Source organism: Ensifer sp. B1-9 (genome assembly GCF_050474445.1).
Lineage (GTDB): Bacteria > Pseudomonadota > Alphaproteobacteria > Rhizobiales > Rhizobiaceae > Ensifer.
Window position 1 is genome coordinate 43,334 of the sequence record NZ_JBCHVG010000029.1, and the last position, 15,537, is coordinate 58,870.

Genomic DNA, 15,537 nt, shown 5'->3' on the forward strand with positions numbered 1-15,537 from the left:
CCAAAACCAACGAAGAAGAGGGAACAGAAATGAAGAAACTGATCACTGCCACGCTTCTCGCCAGCCTGATGGCCGGAAGCGCACTCGCCGACACCAAGCTGAAGCTCGTCGAGGTCATCACTAGCCCCGAGCGCACCGAGACGCTGAAGTCGATCGTCGCCAAGTTCGAGGCGGCGAATCCCGGCACGACTGTCGAGATCATCTCGCTGCCCTGGGGCGAAGCCTTCCAGAAGTTCGCCACCATGGTCTCGGCCGGCGAACTGCCCGACGTGATGGAAATGCCCGACACCTGGCTGTCGCTCTATGCCAACAATGGCATGCTCGAAAGCCTTGAGCCCTACCTCGCCAAGTGGGAACACACCGGCGGCCTGACCGAACGCGCGCTCGAACTCGGCCGCGACGTCAACGACACCGCCTATATGCTGCCCTACGGCTTCTATCTGCGGGCGATGTTCTACAACAAGAAGCTGCTGTCGGAGGCCGGCGTCAGCGAGCCGCCGAAGACCATGGACGATTTCGTCAAGGCATCCGAAGCCGTCTCCAAGCTTCCGGGCAAATCCGGCTACTGCCTGCGCGGCGGTCCGGGTGGCCTCAACGGCTGGGTGATGTTCGGCGCCACCATGGCCGGCAGCAACACCTTCTTCAACGAGGACGGCACCTCGACCATGAACAGCGAAGGCTGGGTCAAGGGCCTGACCTGGGTGATCGACCTCTACAAGAAGGGGCTGGCGCCGAAGGACAGCGTCAACTGGGGCTTCAACGAGATCGTCGCCGGCTTCTACAGCGGTACCTGCGCCTTCCTCGACCAGGATCCGGACGCGCTGATCGCCATTGCCGAGCGCATGAAGTCCGACGATTTCGGCGTCACCACCATGCCGAAGGGCCCGAGCGGCAAGGCTTTCACCACCATAGGCTTCGCCGGCTGGTCGATGCTTTCGGCAAGCCAGAACAAGGACCTTTCCTGGAAGCTGATCGAGACGCTCGAAGGGCCGGAAGGTAATATCGAGTGGAACAAGCGCACCGGCGCACTGCCGGTGCACAAGTCGGCCGAGAAGGATCCCTTCTATGCAAGCCCGCAGTTCAAGGGCTGGTTCGACGAGCTCGCCGACAAGGACGTCGTGCTGACGGTCATGCCGACCTACCTCGAAGAATTCGCGTTCTTCAAGGATTCGCTCGCCATCAAGACCACCCAGGAAGCCCTGCTCGGCGACATCACTCCGGAGGAACTCGCCAACCAGTGGGCGGACTACCTGACCAAGGCGCAGCAGAAGTTCCTGGCCAGCAAGAAGTAAGCCTTCGGCCGGCGGCGGCTTGCGGCCGCCGGCCCTTCATTCGTGAAAACAGGCACGCCCGAACAACCGGCGGCCGCACAGGGGAAAACTCGATCGATGGACTATGTCGCCCGCCAAAGCGGCCTGCCCAAAAGCAGGACGCCGTTGATGAAGCGCATCGCCGAAGGCGCCGCGCCCTATCTCTATAGCGCGCCGGCGCTGATCCTGATCGTCACGGTCATGCTGGTGCCGCTGGTGCTCGGCGTCTCCTACGCCTTTCGCGACATCCAGCTCCTGAATCCGTTCTCCGGTGCCTATGTCGGCCTCGATCATTTCCGGGCACTCTCCGAGGACCAGGCCTTCTACCGGGCACTACGCAACACGCTCTGGTGGACCGGCGCCTCGGTTCTCCTCCAGTTCGTCTTCGGCCTGATTCTGGCGCTGCTGCTCGACAAGCCCTTCTATGGCCGCGGCCTGGCACAGGCCCTCGTCTTCCTGCCCTGGGCGGTTCCGAGCTTCCTCGCCGGCCTCAACTGGGCCTGGCTGTTCAACCCGGTCGTCGGTCCGCTGCCGCATTGGCTCTTCGGCCTCGGCATCATGAGCGAGCCGCACAACATCCTGTCCGACCCGCAGCTTGCCATGTGGGGGCCAATCGTCGCCAATGTCTGGTGGGGCATTCCCTTCTTCGCGATCACGCTGCTTGCCGCCCTCCAGGCGATCCCGCGCGACCTCTATGAGGCCGCCAGCATCGATGGTGCCGGGCCGGTCCAGCGCTTCCTGTCGATCACCCTTCCCTTCCTTGCCCCGACGATCGCCATCACCATTCTGTTGCGTACGGTGTGGATCTCCAACTTCGCCGACTTGATCATCGTCATGACCAATGGCGGACCGGCCGATCGCACCCAGATCGTCGCCAGCTATATCTTCACCCAGGCCTTCAAGCGGCTGGATTTCGGTTACGCCTCGGCGATCGCGCTCGTGCTTCTGGCGCTGCTGCTCGGCTATTCGATGCTGATCGTCATCCTGCGGCAATGGCTCTTGAGCAAGGATTGAGACCGATGCGCGCCAAACCTCTGTTCCTCACGATCGCGCACCGGCTGGCCATCCTCGCCTATATCGCCTTCGCGCTCTTCCCGCTCTATTGGCTGCTGAAGGTCGCAGTCACCCCGAACGACCTGCTCTATTCCGAAGGTATCAGGCTCTGGCCGTCGCACGCCAGTCTCGAACATTTCGATTTCGTCCTGCGCCATAGCGCCTTTCCGGTGTTCTTCAGGAACAGCCTGATCGTCTCCGGCTCGACGGCCGTGATCGTCACCATCCTCGCCTCGCTCTCCGGCTATGCCCTGTCGCGCTTCAACTTCCGCGGCAAATACTGGCTGGTAGCGCTGATGCTTCTGACGCAGATGTTCCCGCTGGTGATGCTGGTGGCGCCGATCTTCAAGATCCTGTCGCCGCTCGGTTTGACGAACAGCCTGACCGGCCTCGTCATCGTCTACACCGCCTTCAACGTACCCTTCGCCACCTTCCTGATGCAGTCCTTCTTCGACGGCATTCCGAAGGATCTGGAAGAGGCGGCGATGATCGATGGCGCAACGCAGTTCGTCGCCTTCCGCCAGATCATCCTGCCGCTGACGCTGCCCGGCATCGCCGCGACGCTCGGCTTCGTCTTCACCGCCGCCTGGAGCGAGCTCCTGTTCTCGCTGATGCTGATCTCCGGCAACGACCAGGCAACCTTCCCCGTCGGACTACTGTCGTTCGTGTCGAAGTTCTCCGTCGACTTCGGGCAGATGATGGCCGCCGGCGTGCTCGCGCTCATCCCCGCCTGCCTCTTCTTCCTGCTCATTCAACGTTATCTCGTCCAGGGCCTCACGGCCGGCGCGGTCAAAGGCTGAGGATTGTACCAATGGCTTCCATCGATATCGCCAACATCCAGAAATCCTACGGCATCCACCCGGTCTTGCACGATGTCGACTTGAAGATCGGCGACGGCGAATTCGTCGTGCTGGTCGGCCCGTCCGGCTGCGGCAAGTCCACGCTGTTGCGCATGATCGCCGGCCTTGAGAGCGTGACCTCGGGCGAGATCCGCATCGCGGGCAAACGCGTCAACGAGCTGGCGCCGAAAGACCGCGACATCGCCATGGTGTTCCAGTCCTATGCGCTCTATCCGCACATGTCGGTCGCCAAGAACATGAGCTACAGCCTGAGGCTCCGAAAGACCGCCAAGGAGAAGATCGCGAGCGTCGTCTCCAGTGCGGCCGCAAAGCTCGGCCTCGATCCGCTGCTCGAACGCCGGCCCCGCGCGCTTTCCGGCGGCCAGCGCCAGCGCGTCGCCATGGGGCGCGCCATCGTGCGCGAGCCGAAGGCGTTCCTGTTCGACGAGCCGCTCTCGAACCTTGATGCCCGCCTGCGCGAGCAGATGCGTGCCGAGATCAAGAAGCTGCACAAGGATCTCGGCGCGACCTCGATCTACGTCACCCACGACCAGATCGAGGCGATGACGCTTGCCGACCGGATCGTTGCCATGAACGGCGGCTTCGTGCAGCAGGTCGGCAGCCCGCTCGATCTTTATGACCGGCCGGCCAACCTCTTCGTCGCCGGCTTCATCGGTTCGCCCGGAATGAACTTCTTCGGGGGTACCTACCGCAACGGCTCCGCCCCGCGCTTCGAAACGGAAGGCGGCATTGTCATCCCGGCACAGCCGCATCCCGCCTTGACCGACGGCGCCCAGGCGACCCTCGGCATCCGCCCGGAGCATGTGGAAATCGGCGCTGAAGGACCGGATGCGCTCAAGGCCACCGTCGACCTGGTCGAGCCTACCGGCTTCGGCATCATCCTGCATCTCTCCTTCGGCCGTTCCGGATTCAAGGCGTTCACCAACGACCGCAGGTTCCTGAATGCCTCGGGTTCGCTTCCCGTACGGCTGCCGGTCGAGCGATTGCATTTCTTCAACGCCGCCGGCAATCGCGTCTGATTGCCGATCCCTCTGGTGAAAATTTAGGCGCAGCCGGCGAACGGCCGGGCTGCGGCGGTTGACTTCCACAAAGCGAGGCGTACCGTTTCAATGTCGCAAGTATCAACCGCCCGTGGCGCCAATTGAGAGAAGCAAGCACCGCCGAGACGACGAACTGACGATAGCCTTCCTTGCCTGCGCCCGGCGATTATGAGGAAGTGTCATGCGAAATTTTGTTGTTGCCCTTGCCTTTTCGACAACCCTGCTCTGTCCGTTCGCAGCCTTCGCGCAAGAGGGCGATGCCGCCGCCGGCGCCACGGTCTTCAAGAAATGCGCCACCTGTCATATCGCCGAGAGCGATACCAACAAGGTTGGCCCCTCGCTCAACCATGTGTTGGGGCGAACTGCCGGCACTCATCCCAACTTCAGCTACTCCTCGGCAATGGTCGATGCCGGCAAGGGTGGCTTGGTCTGGAACGAGACGACGCTGCGCGACTATCTCCACAATCCCAAGGCCAAGGTTAAGGGCACGAAGATGGCCTTTCCCGGCTTGAAAGACGACACGGACATCTCCAACCTCCTCGCCTACCTCAAGCAGTATTCGCAGTAGCCGAGAAAGATTAGAAGCAGGCGCCGTCAGAGATGAGACGGCGAATTGCGACTATTTGACGTTCGTGCAATAATTGCAGTTGGAGCTCTACGGATTGCGTATTCATGCCCACAGCCGCTCGCGGCGAGGAGGGACAAGAAATGGCCGTGGTAGTTATTCTGGTATTGCTGGCTGTCGGATCGGTGTTGTTCCATCTGTTGAGCCCGTGGTGGTGGACGCCGATCGCGTCCAACTGGAATTACATCGACAATACGCTGATCATCACCTTCTGGATCACCGGCGTCGTCTTCGTCGCCGTGGTGATGTTCATGGCCTATTGCGTTCTCCGTTTTCGCCATCGCCCGGGGAACCGGGCGGCCTATGAACCGGAAAACCGAAGGCTCGAAGGATGGCTCGCCGGCGGCACGACGCTTGGCGTCGCCGCCATGCTGACACCCGGCCTTTTCGTCTGGCATCAGTTCGTCACCGTGCCAAACGGTGCTGCAGAGGTTGAGGTCGTCGGCCAGCAATGGCTTTGGAGCTTCCGCCTGCCCGGCGCCGATGGCAAGCTTGGAACCTCCGAAACGCGCGACGTCACCCCGGAGAATTCGCTTGGCCTCAACCGCAACGATGCGGCAACCCTTGACGACGTCGTCATCGAAGGCGGCGAGCTGCATCTGGAAGTCGGAAAGCCGGTAAAGATCCTCCTGCGCTCGATCGACGTGCTCCATGATTTCTACGTGCCGGAGTTCCGCGCCAAGATGGACATGGTCCCGGGCATGGTCACCTATTTCTGGCTGACTCCGACACGCACCGGTACTTTCGAGGTTCTCTGCGCCGAGCTCTGCGGCGTCGGACACCCACAGATGCGCGGCACCGTCGTCGTCGATACCGCCGCCGACTACCAGGCGTGGCTTTCGCAGCAACAGACCTTTTCGCAACTGATGGCAGCGGCGGAGCCGAAACAGACGGTACAGGCAGCAAATGCCGCCCCGGCGCAATAGGAGGCGCCCTGGCGGCCAAGCGGGATGAGGAAAAGTAATTGCGGATTTCGGCCCCGCATCCCGCTCGTGAGCGAAGGCGATTCCGACGTTCGGCGTTTCGGAATTGCGTAGTTTCAAAGCGTTGGATCATTCACCGAAATGATCCGGTGTCAGGAGGTTCTCGCAGATGGTCGACATCCGGTCAGGTACGGGCGAACCGATAGGCCCAGCGGAAGTGGAGGATGTCGAGCTCTACCATCCCCATAGCTGGTGGACGCGCTATGTCTTCAGCCAGGATGCCAAGATCATCGCCGTGCAATATGCCTCGACCGCGATCGCCATCGGCATGGTCGCGCTGGTCCTGTCGTGGCTGATGCGGCTGCAGCTCGGTTTTCCCGGTGCCTTCGCCTTCATCGACGCGGACCGCTACTATCAGTTCATCACCATGCACGGCATGATCATGGTGATCTACCTTCTGACCGCGCTTTTCCTCGGCGGCTTCGGCAACTACCTGATCCCGCTGATGCTCGGCGCGCGCGACATGGTCTTTCCCTATGCCAACATGCTGAGCTACTGGCTCTATCTGCTCGCCGTGCTCGTGCTCGTCGCGAGCTTCTTCGCGCCCGGCGGACCGACCGGCGCCGGCTGGACGCTCTATCCACCACAGGCGGTACTTTCGGGCACGCCCGGCGGCAAGGACTGGGGCATCATCCTGATGCTCTCGTCCCTCATTCTCTTCATCATCGGCTTCACCATGGGCGGCCTCAACTATGTCGTGACCGTGCTCCAGGGACGCGCGCGCGGCATGACGCTGATGCGCATGCCGCTCACCGTCTGGGGCATCTTCACTGCGACGGTGATGGCCTTGCTTGCCTTTCCCGCCCTCTTCGTCGCCTGCGTCATGATGCTCTTCGACCGCGTGCTCGGCACCAGCTTCTTCATGCCGGCGATCGTCGAGATGGGCGAGCAGTTGCAACACGGCGGCGGTAGCCCGATCCTGTTCCAGCACCTCTTCTGGTTCTTCGGCCATCCGGAGGTCTATATCGTCGCGCTGCCCGCCTTCGGCATCGTCTCCGACCTCATCAGCACCCATGCCCGCAAGAACATCTTCGGCTACCGCATGATGGTCTGGGCGATCGTCATCATCGGCGCGCTCTCCTTCATCGTCTGGGCGCACCACATGTATGTCAGCGGCATGAACCCCTATTTCGGTTTCTTCTTCGCCACGACCACCCTGATCATCGCCGTGCCGACAGCGATCAAGGTCTACAACTGGGTGCTGACGCTTTGGCGCGGTGACATCCACCTGACCCTGCCAATGCTCTTTGCACTCGCCTTCATCGTCACCTTCGTCAATGGCGGGCTGACAGGCCTGTTCCTCGGCAACGTCGTCGTCGACGTGCCGCTCTCCGACACGATGTTCGTCGTCGCTCATTTCCACATGGTCATGGGCGTCGCACCGATCCTCGTCATCTTCGGCGCGATCTATCACTGGTACCCGAAAATCACCGGCCGGATGCTCAACGAAACGCTCGGGCAGATCCATTTCTGGATCACCTTCATCGGCGCCTACCTGATCTTCTTTCCGATGCACTATCTTGGCCTGATCGGTGTGCCCCGTCGCTACTATGAAATGGGCGAAACCGCCTTCGTTCCGGCCTCGGCCCATACGCTCAACGAATTCATCACCATCATGGCGTTGGTTGTCGGAGCCGCGCAGATCGTCTTCCTGTTCAATCTCGTCTGGAGCATCCGCCATGGCCGCGAGGCCGGCGGCAATCCCTGGCGGGCAACGACGCTCGAATGGCAGACGCCGGAAACGCCGCCGCGTCACGGCAACTGGGGCAAGGAACTGCCGGTCGTCTATCGCTGGGCCTATGACTACAGCGTGCCCGGAGCGCCTGAAGACTTCATTCCGCAGAACCAGCCGGGTTCGATCGGCCTTGCGCCGGAGGGGGCCTCATGACCGTCGCCTTCATCTTCCTGGCGGTGATCCTCGCGATCGCCGGCTGGTGGCTCAGCCGACAGCGGCTCTTCTCCAAACCGTGGCTGGAGGTCGGCCATGCCCACGACCCCCGCCCACACGATCGGCCTTCGCTCCCGCCCGCGAAGATCGGCCTTGGCGTCTTCCTCGCGGTCGTCGCAGCCCTCTTCTCCCTCTTCATGAGCGCCTATTTCATGCGCATGGCGTCCACCGACTGGTGGTCGACGCCAATGCCCCGGATCCTTTGGCTCAACACCGCCATCCTCGGGCTCGGCAGCCTGCTGCTCCACGCGGCGCGGGTGACGGCCGAGCGTCACCAGGACGACACGAGCCGCACGGCACTGATCGCCGCCCTCGCCGCTGGGCTGGCCTTCCTCGCCGGCCAGGTCTACGCATGGCGCGAGCTCACCGATGCCGGCTATCTGCTCGCCGACAATCCGGCCAACAGCTTTTTCTACATGATATCTGGCATGCATGGCCTCCACATCCTCGGTGGCCTGTTCGCGCTGACCCGGGTGATCGTTAAGACGCGCACCGGCCCGATGGGCGAAAAGGCCGTGCTGTCGATCACGCTTTGCGCCACCTACTGGCATTTCATGCTGGCCGTTTGGCTGGTGCTTTTCGCGCTCTTTTCCGGCTGGGCCAATGATTTCGTCGAGCTCTGCCGGCAACTCGTGACCTGAGGAGCCGTGGCATGTCCGCCGAGACACATTCGCCTGTGAGACAACCGCTCCATCGCCCGACGGGCCTTGCCGGCTTTGCCGCGGACTGGGCCTCCGATCAGCGGGCGTTCAAGAACGTCTCCTGGGGCAAGGCCATGATGTGGATCTTTCTCCTCAGCGACACCTTCATCTTCGGCTGCTTCCTCATCGCCTACATGTCGGCGCGCATGTCGACCGCCGTTCCCTGGCCCAATCCGAGCGAGGTGTTCGCCCTGCACATCGGCGGTACCGACGTGCCGCTGATCCTCATCGCCATCATGACCTTCGTCCTGATCTCCTCCAGCGGAACCATGGCGATGGCCGTCAACTTCGGCTATCGCCGGGACCGCAAGAAGACCGCGCTTCTCATGCTGCTGACCGCCCTCTTCGGCGCCACCTTCGTCGGCATGCAGGCCTTCGAATGGACAAAGCTGATAACCGAGGGTGTGCGGCCCTGGGGCAACCCCTGGGGCGCGGCCCAGTTCGGCTCGACCTTCTTCATGATCACCGGGTTCCACGGCACGCACGTCACGATCGGCGTCATCTTCCTGCTGATCATCGCCCGCAAGGTCTGGCGCGGCGACTTCGACACCGGCAAGCGTGGCTTCTTCACGAGCCGCAAGGGACAATACGAGATCGTCGAGATCACCGGCCTCTACTGGCACTTCGTCGACCTCGTCTGGGTCTTCATCTTCGCGTTCTTCTATCTGTGGTGAGGCATGGCCATGGCAGAGACGACGGCACACACCGGCACGGTACCGCAAGCTCAGACGCAGGTGCAGGCGCCAGCGCATGAACACCAGCAGCACCCGATCGGGCTCTACCTGGTCGTCTGGCTGCTGCTCTTCGTGCTCAGCACCTTCTCCTATCTCGTCGACTATCTCGGGCTGCAGGGCTATCTCAGATGGTCTCTGATCCTGATCTTCATGGTGCTGAAGGCCGGGCTCATCGTGGCGATCTTCATGCACATGGCCTGGGAGCGGCTGGCGCTGATCTATGCTATCCTTCTGCCGCCCCTGCTGGTGCTCGTGCTCGTGGCACTCATGGTTTCGGAATCGCACTATGTGCTCTTCACGCGCCTCGCCTTCTTCGGCGCTGCGCCTTGATTACTGCGCACCTGCTTTCGCGGATCGCCTGGATAGCGAGCCGTAAAGCCGACATTTCCTGCCCTGAGCAATGACGCATTCGAGTGCGGCCGCTTCTTCTGTATGCTAAGGAAAATCGCTTCGCTACCATCGGGCGCTTTTTCTCACGAAATCAGTGGCATGACCGTCTCAACAGCTCTCGTTTCGCCATCCACAGATTGCCCGGCTCTGGTCGTGCAGTTTGATGATAATGTCGTAGACAGGCTCTAGTCATGGCGGATCAAGCCCTAAAATCCGGCATCCAATCCAACTAGGGTCGCAATCAATGGCAGAGTTTCCGCAAAAGGCGAAGGTCGTAATCATCGGGCTGGGTGGCATCGTGGGTGCCTCGATCGCGCACCACCTGATCGAGCGCGGCTGGGATGATATCGTCGGTATCGACAAATCCGGCGTCCCGACCGATATCGGTTCGACGGCACACGCCTCCGACTTCTGCTACACGACCAGCCACGATTATCTGTCGGTTTGGACGACGCAGTATTCGATCGACTTCTTCGAGAAGATGGGCCACTACGCCCGCATCGGCGGCCTGGAAGTCGTCCGCACCGGCGACGACGTGTGGATGGAAGAGATCAAGCGCAAGCTTTCCTCCGCCAAGGCCTTCGGCACCCGCGCACACTATGTCTCGCCGGCCGAGATCAAGAAGATGTTCCCCCTGATCGAAGAAGACCAGGTGATGGGCGGCATGTTCGACCCGGATGCCGGCCTCGTCATCCCGCGCTCGCAGACGGTTGCGGGCAAGCTCGTCGATGCAGCGGAGAAGTCCGGCAAGCTGCAGGTCTTCGGCAATACGCCGGCAAAGTCGCTCATCGTCGAGAACGGCCGCATCAAGGGTGTCGTCACCCATCGCGGCACCATCATGGCCGACCATGTCGTTGTCTGCGCCGGCATCTGGGGCCGCCTCATTGCCGAAATGGTCGGCGAAGACCTTCCGGTCATGCCGGTCGACCATCCGCTCACCTTCTTCGGCCCGTACAACGAATTCGAAGGCACCGGCAAGGAAATCGGCTTCCCGCTGCTGCGCGACCAGGGCAACTCGGCCTATATGCGCGACACCGGCGACCCGAAGACCACCGAAGGCGGCCAGATCGAGTGGGGCTATTACGAGACCACCAATCCCCGCCTCTGCCATCCGCGCGACATCCTCGAAAAGCACGAGGCACGGCTTTCGCCCTCGCAGCGCGACCTCGAGATGGAGCAGATCATCGAACCGCTCGAGCGCGCCATGGAACTGACGCCGATCCTCGGCGAACTCGGCTATAACGAGAGCCACTCCTTCAACGGCCTCCTGCAGGTATCGGCCGCCGGCGGCCCCTCCTGCGGCGAAAGCCAGAAGGTGCGCGGCCTCTGGTACTGCGTCGCCATCTGGGTGAAGGACGGCCCCGGCTACGGCAAGCTGATCGCCGACTGGATGACCGACGGCCGCACCGAGATCGACCACGCCTCGATCGACTATTCCCGCTTCTATCCGCACCAGCTCGAGGAGAAGTTCATCGAAGGCCGCTGCTTCGAGGCGGCGCAGAAGATCTACTTCCCGGCCGTGCACACGCGCGAGCCCTATGCCACCGGCCGCAACGTCAAGCGCTCGCCGTTCTACGAGCGCGAGAAGGAGCTCGGCGGCTACTTCATGGAGCTCGGCGGCTGGGAGCGCGCCCACGGCTACGCCGCCAACGAGCATCTGCTCGAAAAATACGGTGACCGCGTCCCGGTGCGCGAGAACGAGTGGGACAGCCGCCATTTCTGGCGCGTTTCCAACGCCGAACATCTGGCGATGAGCGAGGATTGCGGCATCGTCAACCTCTCGCACTTCCATATGGTCGATATCGAAGGCCCTGACCATGTCGAGCTGCTCGAGTGGCTTTGCGCCGCCAAGATCGGCGGCGACGGCAACATCGGCAAGGGCATCTACACGCACTTCCTCGATGACGAGGGCATGGTGCGGGCTGACTTCACCGTCTTCCGCATGGCCGACCGCTGCCGCCTGGTAAACGGCGCCGATGCCGGGCCGCGCGACTTCCATTACATGCGCCGTGTCGCCGAAGACCGGGGCCTCGACGTCACCATCACGGACGTCTCGGAGAAGTTCATCACCATCGGCATCTGGGGCCCCAACGCCCGCGAAACGCTGAAGAAGGTGGTTGCCGATCCGGCCGGCCTCGATATCGAGAACTTCCCCTTCGCCGCGATCAAGCCGATCGAGATCGCCGGCAAGAAGGTCACGGCCTTCCGCATTTCCTATGTCGGCGAGCAGGGCTGGGAACTGCACATGAAGTACGAGGATGGTCTCGCCGTCTGGGACGCGCTGCGCGCAACCGGCGTCATGGCCTTCGGCGTCGAAACCTATGCGAACTCGCGCCGCATGGAAAAGAGCCTGCGCCTGCAGAACGCCGACCTCCTCACCCAGTACAACCTCATCGAGGCCGACCTTGCCCGTCCGAAGGTCAAGGACGTGGACTTCCGCGGCAAGGCAAAGCATCTGGAGTACAAGGCGCGCGAGCACCAGCCCGCTATGCTCTGCACGCTGGTCATGACGGAGAATACCGACAGGAACGGCGTGAAGCGCTACCCGGTCGGCAACCTGCCGGTGATGGATCCGGAAACCGGCAAGGTTCTGATCGACGAACTCGGCCGCCGCTCCTACACCACCTCCATCGCTTTCGGGCCTACGATCGGCAAGAACATCGCGCTTGCCTACCTGCCCTGGTCCCATTGCCAGGTAGGCCGCAAGCTGAATGTCGAGTATTTCGCCGAGACCTATCCGGTCGAAGTCGTCGGTGTCGGCTACAAGCCGCTCTACGATCCCGAGAACCTGAAGCCGCGCACCTGATCCACCAGCGTACTGCGCCAAAAAGCCAAAGGCCCGCTCACTTCCGAGCGGGCCTTTTCGTATGTTCTGCACAGCAAGATGGATGTCAGGGGAGCACGTGGCCTGCGGCGGTGAAAAGGCGATACCAGTCCTCGCGCGACAGGGTGATGTCAGCTCCGGGCGCTATGTCTGCCAGACGCTCAGGGCTCGTCGTTCCCAAGACCACCTGGATGTTGGCGGGATGCCGGGCAATCCAGGCATAGGCGATCGCCGACGGTGACACCGCATATTTCCCGGAGAGTTCGTCCAGCGCACGGTTGAGCTCCGGGTAATTGGTCTCGTCGCCGACGAAGACGCCGCCGAAAAAGCCCTGCTGGAACGGCGACCAGGCCTGCAGCGTCATGCGGTTGATCCGCGAATAGACCACGACCTCGCCGTCGCGATCGATCGACTGCTCCAGGCCCGCCATGTTCGCGGCAATCCCGAAGGCAACAGACGGAGCATGCGCGATGCTGAGCTGGATCTGGTTGGCGACGAGCGGCTGGCGCACGGCCGTCTTCAAAAGATCGGTCTGCCGTGGCGTATGGTTGGACACGCCGAAATGCCGGACCTTGCCGGCCGCCTGTAGCTTGTCGAAGGCGTCCGCCACCTCTTCGGGCTCAACCAGCGCATCCGGGCGATGCAGCAGCAGAAGATCGAGATAGTCGGTCTTCAGTGCCGCGAGCGATCGGTCGACCGACTGGAGGATATGATCGCGGGAGAAATCGAAATAGCCGCGCCGGATCCCGCATTTGCTCTGGACGACGATCTGTTCGCGCTCGGCCGGCTTTAGTTGGAGCGCGTCGCCGAAGCGACGCTCGCAGGCGTGCAATTCACCGCCGTAGATGTCGGCGTGATCGAAGACGTTGATGCCGACGTCGCGCGCCTTGCCATAGAGCCGGCGAATGGCATCGTCGCTGAGATCGGCGATCCGCATGAGGCCGAGAACGGCGGATGAAACGGAGAGATCGGTTGTTCCCAGGTTGAACTTTTTCATCGGTTTACGCTCGCATCATCATCAACGTCGTTTCGAAAGAGGATTTCCCGCCGGCAGCCACAAGCAGCCTGCAATGGCGATTCTTGCCCCTCAATCTCTACCAGTCCGGGGGCGCTTGGCAAACGCCCGGACATGGTCGACGGTGGTAACGGCGGGTGGCAAGACAAGCCAAGCGCTGGGCCGACCAGCCAGCGCCTTGCTGTCTAACGTCGTGGGAGCCGACGGGTCGTCGGCTTCCAGTCCGCCATCTGATCACGCAGCAGAGCGATAACGCTGAGCCGGTTCGGACTGTGCGAAATTCGGAAGCATTGCCTGGCGCGCGGCATCGAACCCGTTCCACTGGCTCACGTCCGGCAGCGGCGGGATTGTCACCAACTCGCGACGATCGAAGCCGACCAAGGCTGCGTCGACGAGATCACCGACCTCCATCACGCCGGCAAGCGTCTCGACATCGACGCCCGCGTGATCCCAGATTTCGGTGCGTGTCGCAGCCGGCAGTACCGCCTGCACATAGACGCCCTTGGCTGCCAGCTCGACGTTCAACCCCTGGGAAAGAAACAGCACGAAGGCCTTGGTGGCGCCATAGACGGTGGCGCCCATCTCCGGAGCAAGGCCAACGACCGAGGCGATGTTGATGATCGCCCCGTCCCCCTTCTCCGCAAAACGAGGTGCTGCAGCATGCGCGAGCCTGGTGACGGCCGTGATGTTGAGCGCGATCAGTTTCGAGATGTCCTCGCTCTTCTGCTGAAGGAAGCCGCGCGGGATCGATGTCCCGGCATTGTTGACCAGAACGCCAATACGCTCGTCTTCTCTCAGGCGCTGCTCGACCTTGGCCAGATCCTGCTCGTCCGTCAGGTCGGCGGGGACGACGTCCACATTGACACCGGTTTCGCTCCGCAAGCGCTCGGCAAGCGCTGCCATGCGCTCCGCATTGCGGGCGACGAGAATGAGATCGTGACCGCGGCGCGCAAATCGCTCCGCATAGACGGCGCCGATACCGGTGGAAGCACCGGTTACGAGGACTGCAGGCTTCTTACTCATCGGGTGTGCTCCTTTGATTTATACATGATGATCATCATGTATTTGGATATATGATAGACATCATGTATAATGTCAATGGAAATTTGGGAGACGATGATGCGCGTGAGCCGCCAACAGGTTGAAGAGAACAAGCGAACCATCCTGGAGGCCGCCGGCCGGCTATTCCGGGAGCGTGGTTTCGAGTCCGTCACAGTGACGGATGTGATGAAATCGGCCGGCCTCACGCATGGCGGTTTCTACGGCTATTTCAAATCCAAGGACGATCTGATTGCCCAGACGCTGGCCGAACTGCAGGGGGGAAGCGAACCTCTGTCCGTGGACCTGGCGACTGTTGCGAGCCGTTATCTTTCACCGGAACATCGAGACGATTTCGGCCATGGCTGTCCGGTTGCCGCTCTGGCATCGGAAGTCATCCGTCAACCAGCGGAAGCGCGCGCCGAAATGACAGCGGGTCTCAGGCGGCAATTCGAGCGCCTCAGCAAAGTAGCGCCCGGCCCAGACGAAGCGCATCGGCGCCGCGCCGCGATCGGAACCTGGTCGACAATGGTTGGCGCCCTGATCCTGGCCCGAATGACCGACGATCCGGATCTGTCGAACGAAATCCTCGAGGAGACCAACACCTGGCTTTCGGCGCAGGATCACCAAGGGACTACGGCCGCCGGCGTCGCCTGATACGCGATGTACCTTGTCCCTCGCCCGCTTTTGTCTGCGGCCCTTTAAACGTCGAAAGCCCCCTGCGTTAACGCAGGGGGCTTTCTGTATGTTTCGGGATTTGGTTTTCGACGACAGGCTTTGGTTGTTTTCTGCGCCGGTGCGTCGGCCGCGGCTCTTTCGGACTCCGGTGTTCAATGCTCACCGCGTTGGCCACAAAAAACCCGCCATGAAGGCGGGTGTTTTTAGAAGCTTTGGTTGCGGGGGCAGGATTTGAACCTGCGGCCTTCAGGTTATGAGCCTGACGAGCTACCGGGCTGCTCCACCCCGCGTCCAGCGCAAATCCCTATGGGATTTGTCGCGGTAGCGTAAACCGCTTT

The 15,537-nt window shown here is 61.9% G+C and carries 14 protein-coding genes and 1 tRNA gene; 12 read left to right on the plus strand and 3 right to left on the minus strand.

The features are described 5' to 3' along the window. Positions 1 to 29 precede the first annotated feature (29 nt). The 11 genes from ACQ5BM_RS33415 (at position 30) to ACQ5BM_RS33465 (ending at position 12,450) form a co-directional block, all read left to right on the plus strand. Positions 30 to 1,292: an ABC transporter substrate-binding protein gene (locus ACQ5BM_RS33415; protein WP_429820417.1), complete on the plus strand. Its 1,263-nt coding sequence runs from the start codon at positions 30 to 32 to the stop codon at positions 1,290 to 1,292. A 96-nt stretch (positions 1,293 to 1,388) separates the two neighbouring features. Next, a complete protein-coding gene (locus ACQ5BM_RS33420; RefSeq protein WP_429820419.1) occupies positions 1,389 to 2,324 on the plus strand; it encodes a carbohydrate ABC transporter permease in 936 nt (311 codons plus the stop codon). 5 nt (positions 2,325 to 2,329) lie between these two features. Then, the gene (locus tag ACQ5BM_RS33425) at positions 2,330 to 3,163 is read left to right on the plus strand and encodes a carbohydrate ABC transporter permease (RefSeq protein WP_173517651.1); all 834 of its coding nucleotides are present in this window, start codon (positions 2,330 to 2,332) and stop codon (positions 3,161 to 3,163) included. 11 nt (positions 3,164 to 3,174) lie between these two features. Beyond that, on the plus strand, positions 3,175 to 4,242 hold the full coding sequence (locus ACQ5BM_RS33430; protein ID WP_429820422.1) for an ABC transporter ATP-binding protein: 1,068 nt from the start codon (positions 3,175 to 3,177) through the stop codon (positions 4,240 to 4,242). A 202-nt stretch (positions 4,243 to 4,444) separates the two neighbouring features. Continuing rightward, the gene (locus tag ACQ5BM_RS33435) at positions 4,445 to 4,831 is read left to right on the plus strand and encodes a c-type cytochrome (RefSeq protein WP_429820425.1); all 387 of its coding nucleotides are present in this window, start codon (positions 4,445 to 4,447) and stop codon (positions 4,829 to 4,831) included. A 140-nt stretch (positions 4,832 to 4,971) separates the two neighbouring features. Then, positions 4,972 to 5,814 (plus strand): cytochrome c oxidase subunit II, encoded by an 843-nt coding sequence (locus ACQ5BM_RS33440; protein WP_429820427.1) that lies wholly within the window; start codon positions 4,972 to 4,974, stop codon positions 5,812 to 5,814. 166 nt (positions 5,815 to 5,980) lie between these two features. Further along, positions 5,981 to 7,759, plus strand: a complete 1,779-nt coding sequence (gene ctaD, locus ACQ5BM_RS33445) for a cytochrome c oxidase subunit I (RefSeq protein ID WP_429820429.1) — start codon at positions 5,981 to 5,983, stop codon at positions 7,757 to 7,759. Continuing rightward, on the plus strand, positions 7,756 to 8,460 hold the full coding sequence (locus ACQ5BM_RS33450) for a cytochrome c oxidase subunit 3 (RefSeq protein ID WP_429820431.1): 705 nt from the start codon (positions 7,756 to 7,758) through the stop codon (positions 8,458 to 8,460). The genes ctaD and ACQ5BM_RS33450 overlap by 4 nt, the downstream gene beginning before the upstream one ends. 11 nt (positions 8,461 to 8,471) lie before the next feature. Then, a complete protein-coding gene (locus tag ACQ5BM_RS33455; RefSeq protein ID WP_429820433.1) occupies positions 8,472 to 9,194 on the plus strand; it encodes a heme-copper oxidase subunit III family protein in 723 nt (240 codons plus the stop codon). Between the two features lie 9 nt (positions 9,195 to 9,203). Then, a complete protein-coding gene (locus ACQ5BM_RS33460; RefSeq protein WP_429820435.1) occupies positions 9,204 to 9,584 on the plus strand; it encodes a cytochrome C oxidase subunit IV family protein in 381 nt (126 codons plus the stop codon). Positions 9,585 to 9,888: 304 nt separating this feature from the next. Next, positions 9,889 to 12,450 carry a GcvT family protein gene (locus tag ACQ5BM_RS33465; protein WP_429820437.1) on the plus strand — a complete coding sequence of 854 codons (2,562 nt, stop codon included), beginning with the start codon at positions 9,889 to 9,891 and terminating at the stop codon, positions 12,448 to 12,450. An 85-nt stretch (positions 12,451 to 12,535) separates the two neighbouring features. On the opposite strand, the gene ACQ5BM_RS33470 is transcribed toward ACQ5BM_RS33465, so the two are convergent. Together ACQ5BM_RS33470 and ACQ5BM_RS33475 are read right to left on the minus strand one after the other, a co-directional pair. Then, positions 12,536 to 13,465: an aldo/keto reductase gene (locus tag ACQ5BM_RS33470; RefSeq protein ID WP_429820439.1), complete on the minus strand. Its 930-nt coding sequence runs from the start codon at positions 13,463 to 13,465 to the stop codon at positions 12,536 to 12,538. A 252-nt stretch (positions 13,466 to 13,717) separates the two neighbouring features. After that, a complete protein-coding gene (locus ACQ5BM_RS33475) occupies positions 13,718 to 14,506 on the minus strand; it encodes an SDR family NAD(P)-dependent oxidoreductase (RefSeq protein WP_429820441.1) in 789 nt (262 codons plus the stop codon). Between the two features lie 96 nt (positions 14,507 to 14,602). Here ACQ5BM_RS33475 and ACQ5BM_RS33480 point away from each other — a divergent pair, with 96 nt between their 5' ends. Further along, positions 14,603 to 15,178 (plus strand): TetR/AcrR family transcriptional regulator, encoded by a 576-nt coding sequence (locus tag ACQ5BM_RS33480; protein ID WP_429820443.1) that lies wholly within the window; start codon positions 14,603 to 14,605, stop codon positions 15,176 to 15,178. Between the two features lie 234 nt (positions 15,179 to 15,412). On the opposite strand, the gene ACQ5BM_RS33485 is transcribed toward ACQ5BM_RS33480, so the two are convergent. After that, a tRNA-Met gene (locus ACQ5BM_RS33485) sits at positions 15,413 to 15,489 on the minus strand. Positions 15,490 to 15,537 lie beyond the last annotated feature (48 nt).

Coding starts and splice junctions, on each gene's coding strand:
- ACQ5BM_RS33420 (WP_429820419.1), top strand. CDS start 1,389: ATGGACTATGTCGCCCGCCAAAGCGGCCTGCCCAAAAGCAGGACGCCG.
- ACQ5BM_RS33440 (WP_429820427.1), top strand. CDS start 4,972: ATGGCCGTGGTAGTTATTCTGGTATTGCTGGCTGTCGGATCGGTGTTG.
- ACQ5BM_RS33480 (WP_429820443.1), top strand. CDS start 14,603: ATGCGCGTGAGCCGCCAACAGGTTGAAGAGAACAAGCGAACCATCCTG.
- ACQ5BM_RS33455 (WP_429820433.1), top strand. CDS start 8,472: ATGTCCGCCGAGACACATTCGCCTGTGAGACAACCGCTCCATCGCCCG.
- ctaD (WP_429820429.1), top strand. CDS start 5,981: ATGGTCGACATCCGGTCAGGTACGGGCGAACCGATAGGCCCAGCGGAA.
- ACQ5BM_RS33435 (WP_429820425.1), top strand. CDS start 4,445: ATGCGAAATTTTGTTGTTGCCCTTGCCTTTTCGACAACCCTGCTCTGT.
- ACQ5BM_RS33460 (WP_429820435.1), top strand. CDS start 9,204: ATGGCAGAGACGACGGCACACACCGGCACGGTACCGCAAGCTCAGACG.
- ACQ5BM_RS33465 (WP_429820437.1), top strand. CDS start 9,889: ATGGCAGAGTTTCCGCAAAAGGCGAAGGTCGTAATCATCGGGCTGGGT.
- ACQ5BM_RS33475 (WP_429820441.1), bottom strand. CDS start 14,506: ATGAGTAAGAAGCCTGCAGTCCTCGTAACCGGTGCTTCCACCGGTATC.
- ACQ5BM_RS33450 (WP_429820431.1), top strand. CDS start 7,756: ATGACCGTCGCCTTCATCTTCCTGGCGGTGATCCTCGCGATCGCCGGC.
- ACQ5BM_RS33430 (WP_429820422.1), top strand. CDS start 3,175: ATGGCTTCCATCGATATCGCCAACATCCAGAAATCCTACGGCATCCAC.
- ACQ5BM_RS33425 (WP_173517651.1), top strand. CDS start 2,330: ATGCGCGCCAAACCTCTGTTCCTCACGATCGCGCACCGGCTGGCCATC.
- ACQ5BM_RS33470 (WP_429820439.1), bottom strand. CDS start 13,465: ATGAAAAAGTTCAACCTGGGAACAACCGATCTCTCCGTTTCATCCGCC.
- ACQ5BM_RS33415 (WP_429820417.1), top strand. CDS start 30: ATGAAGAAACTGATCACTGCCACGCTTCTCGCCAGCCTGATGGCCGGA.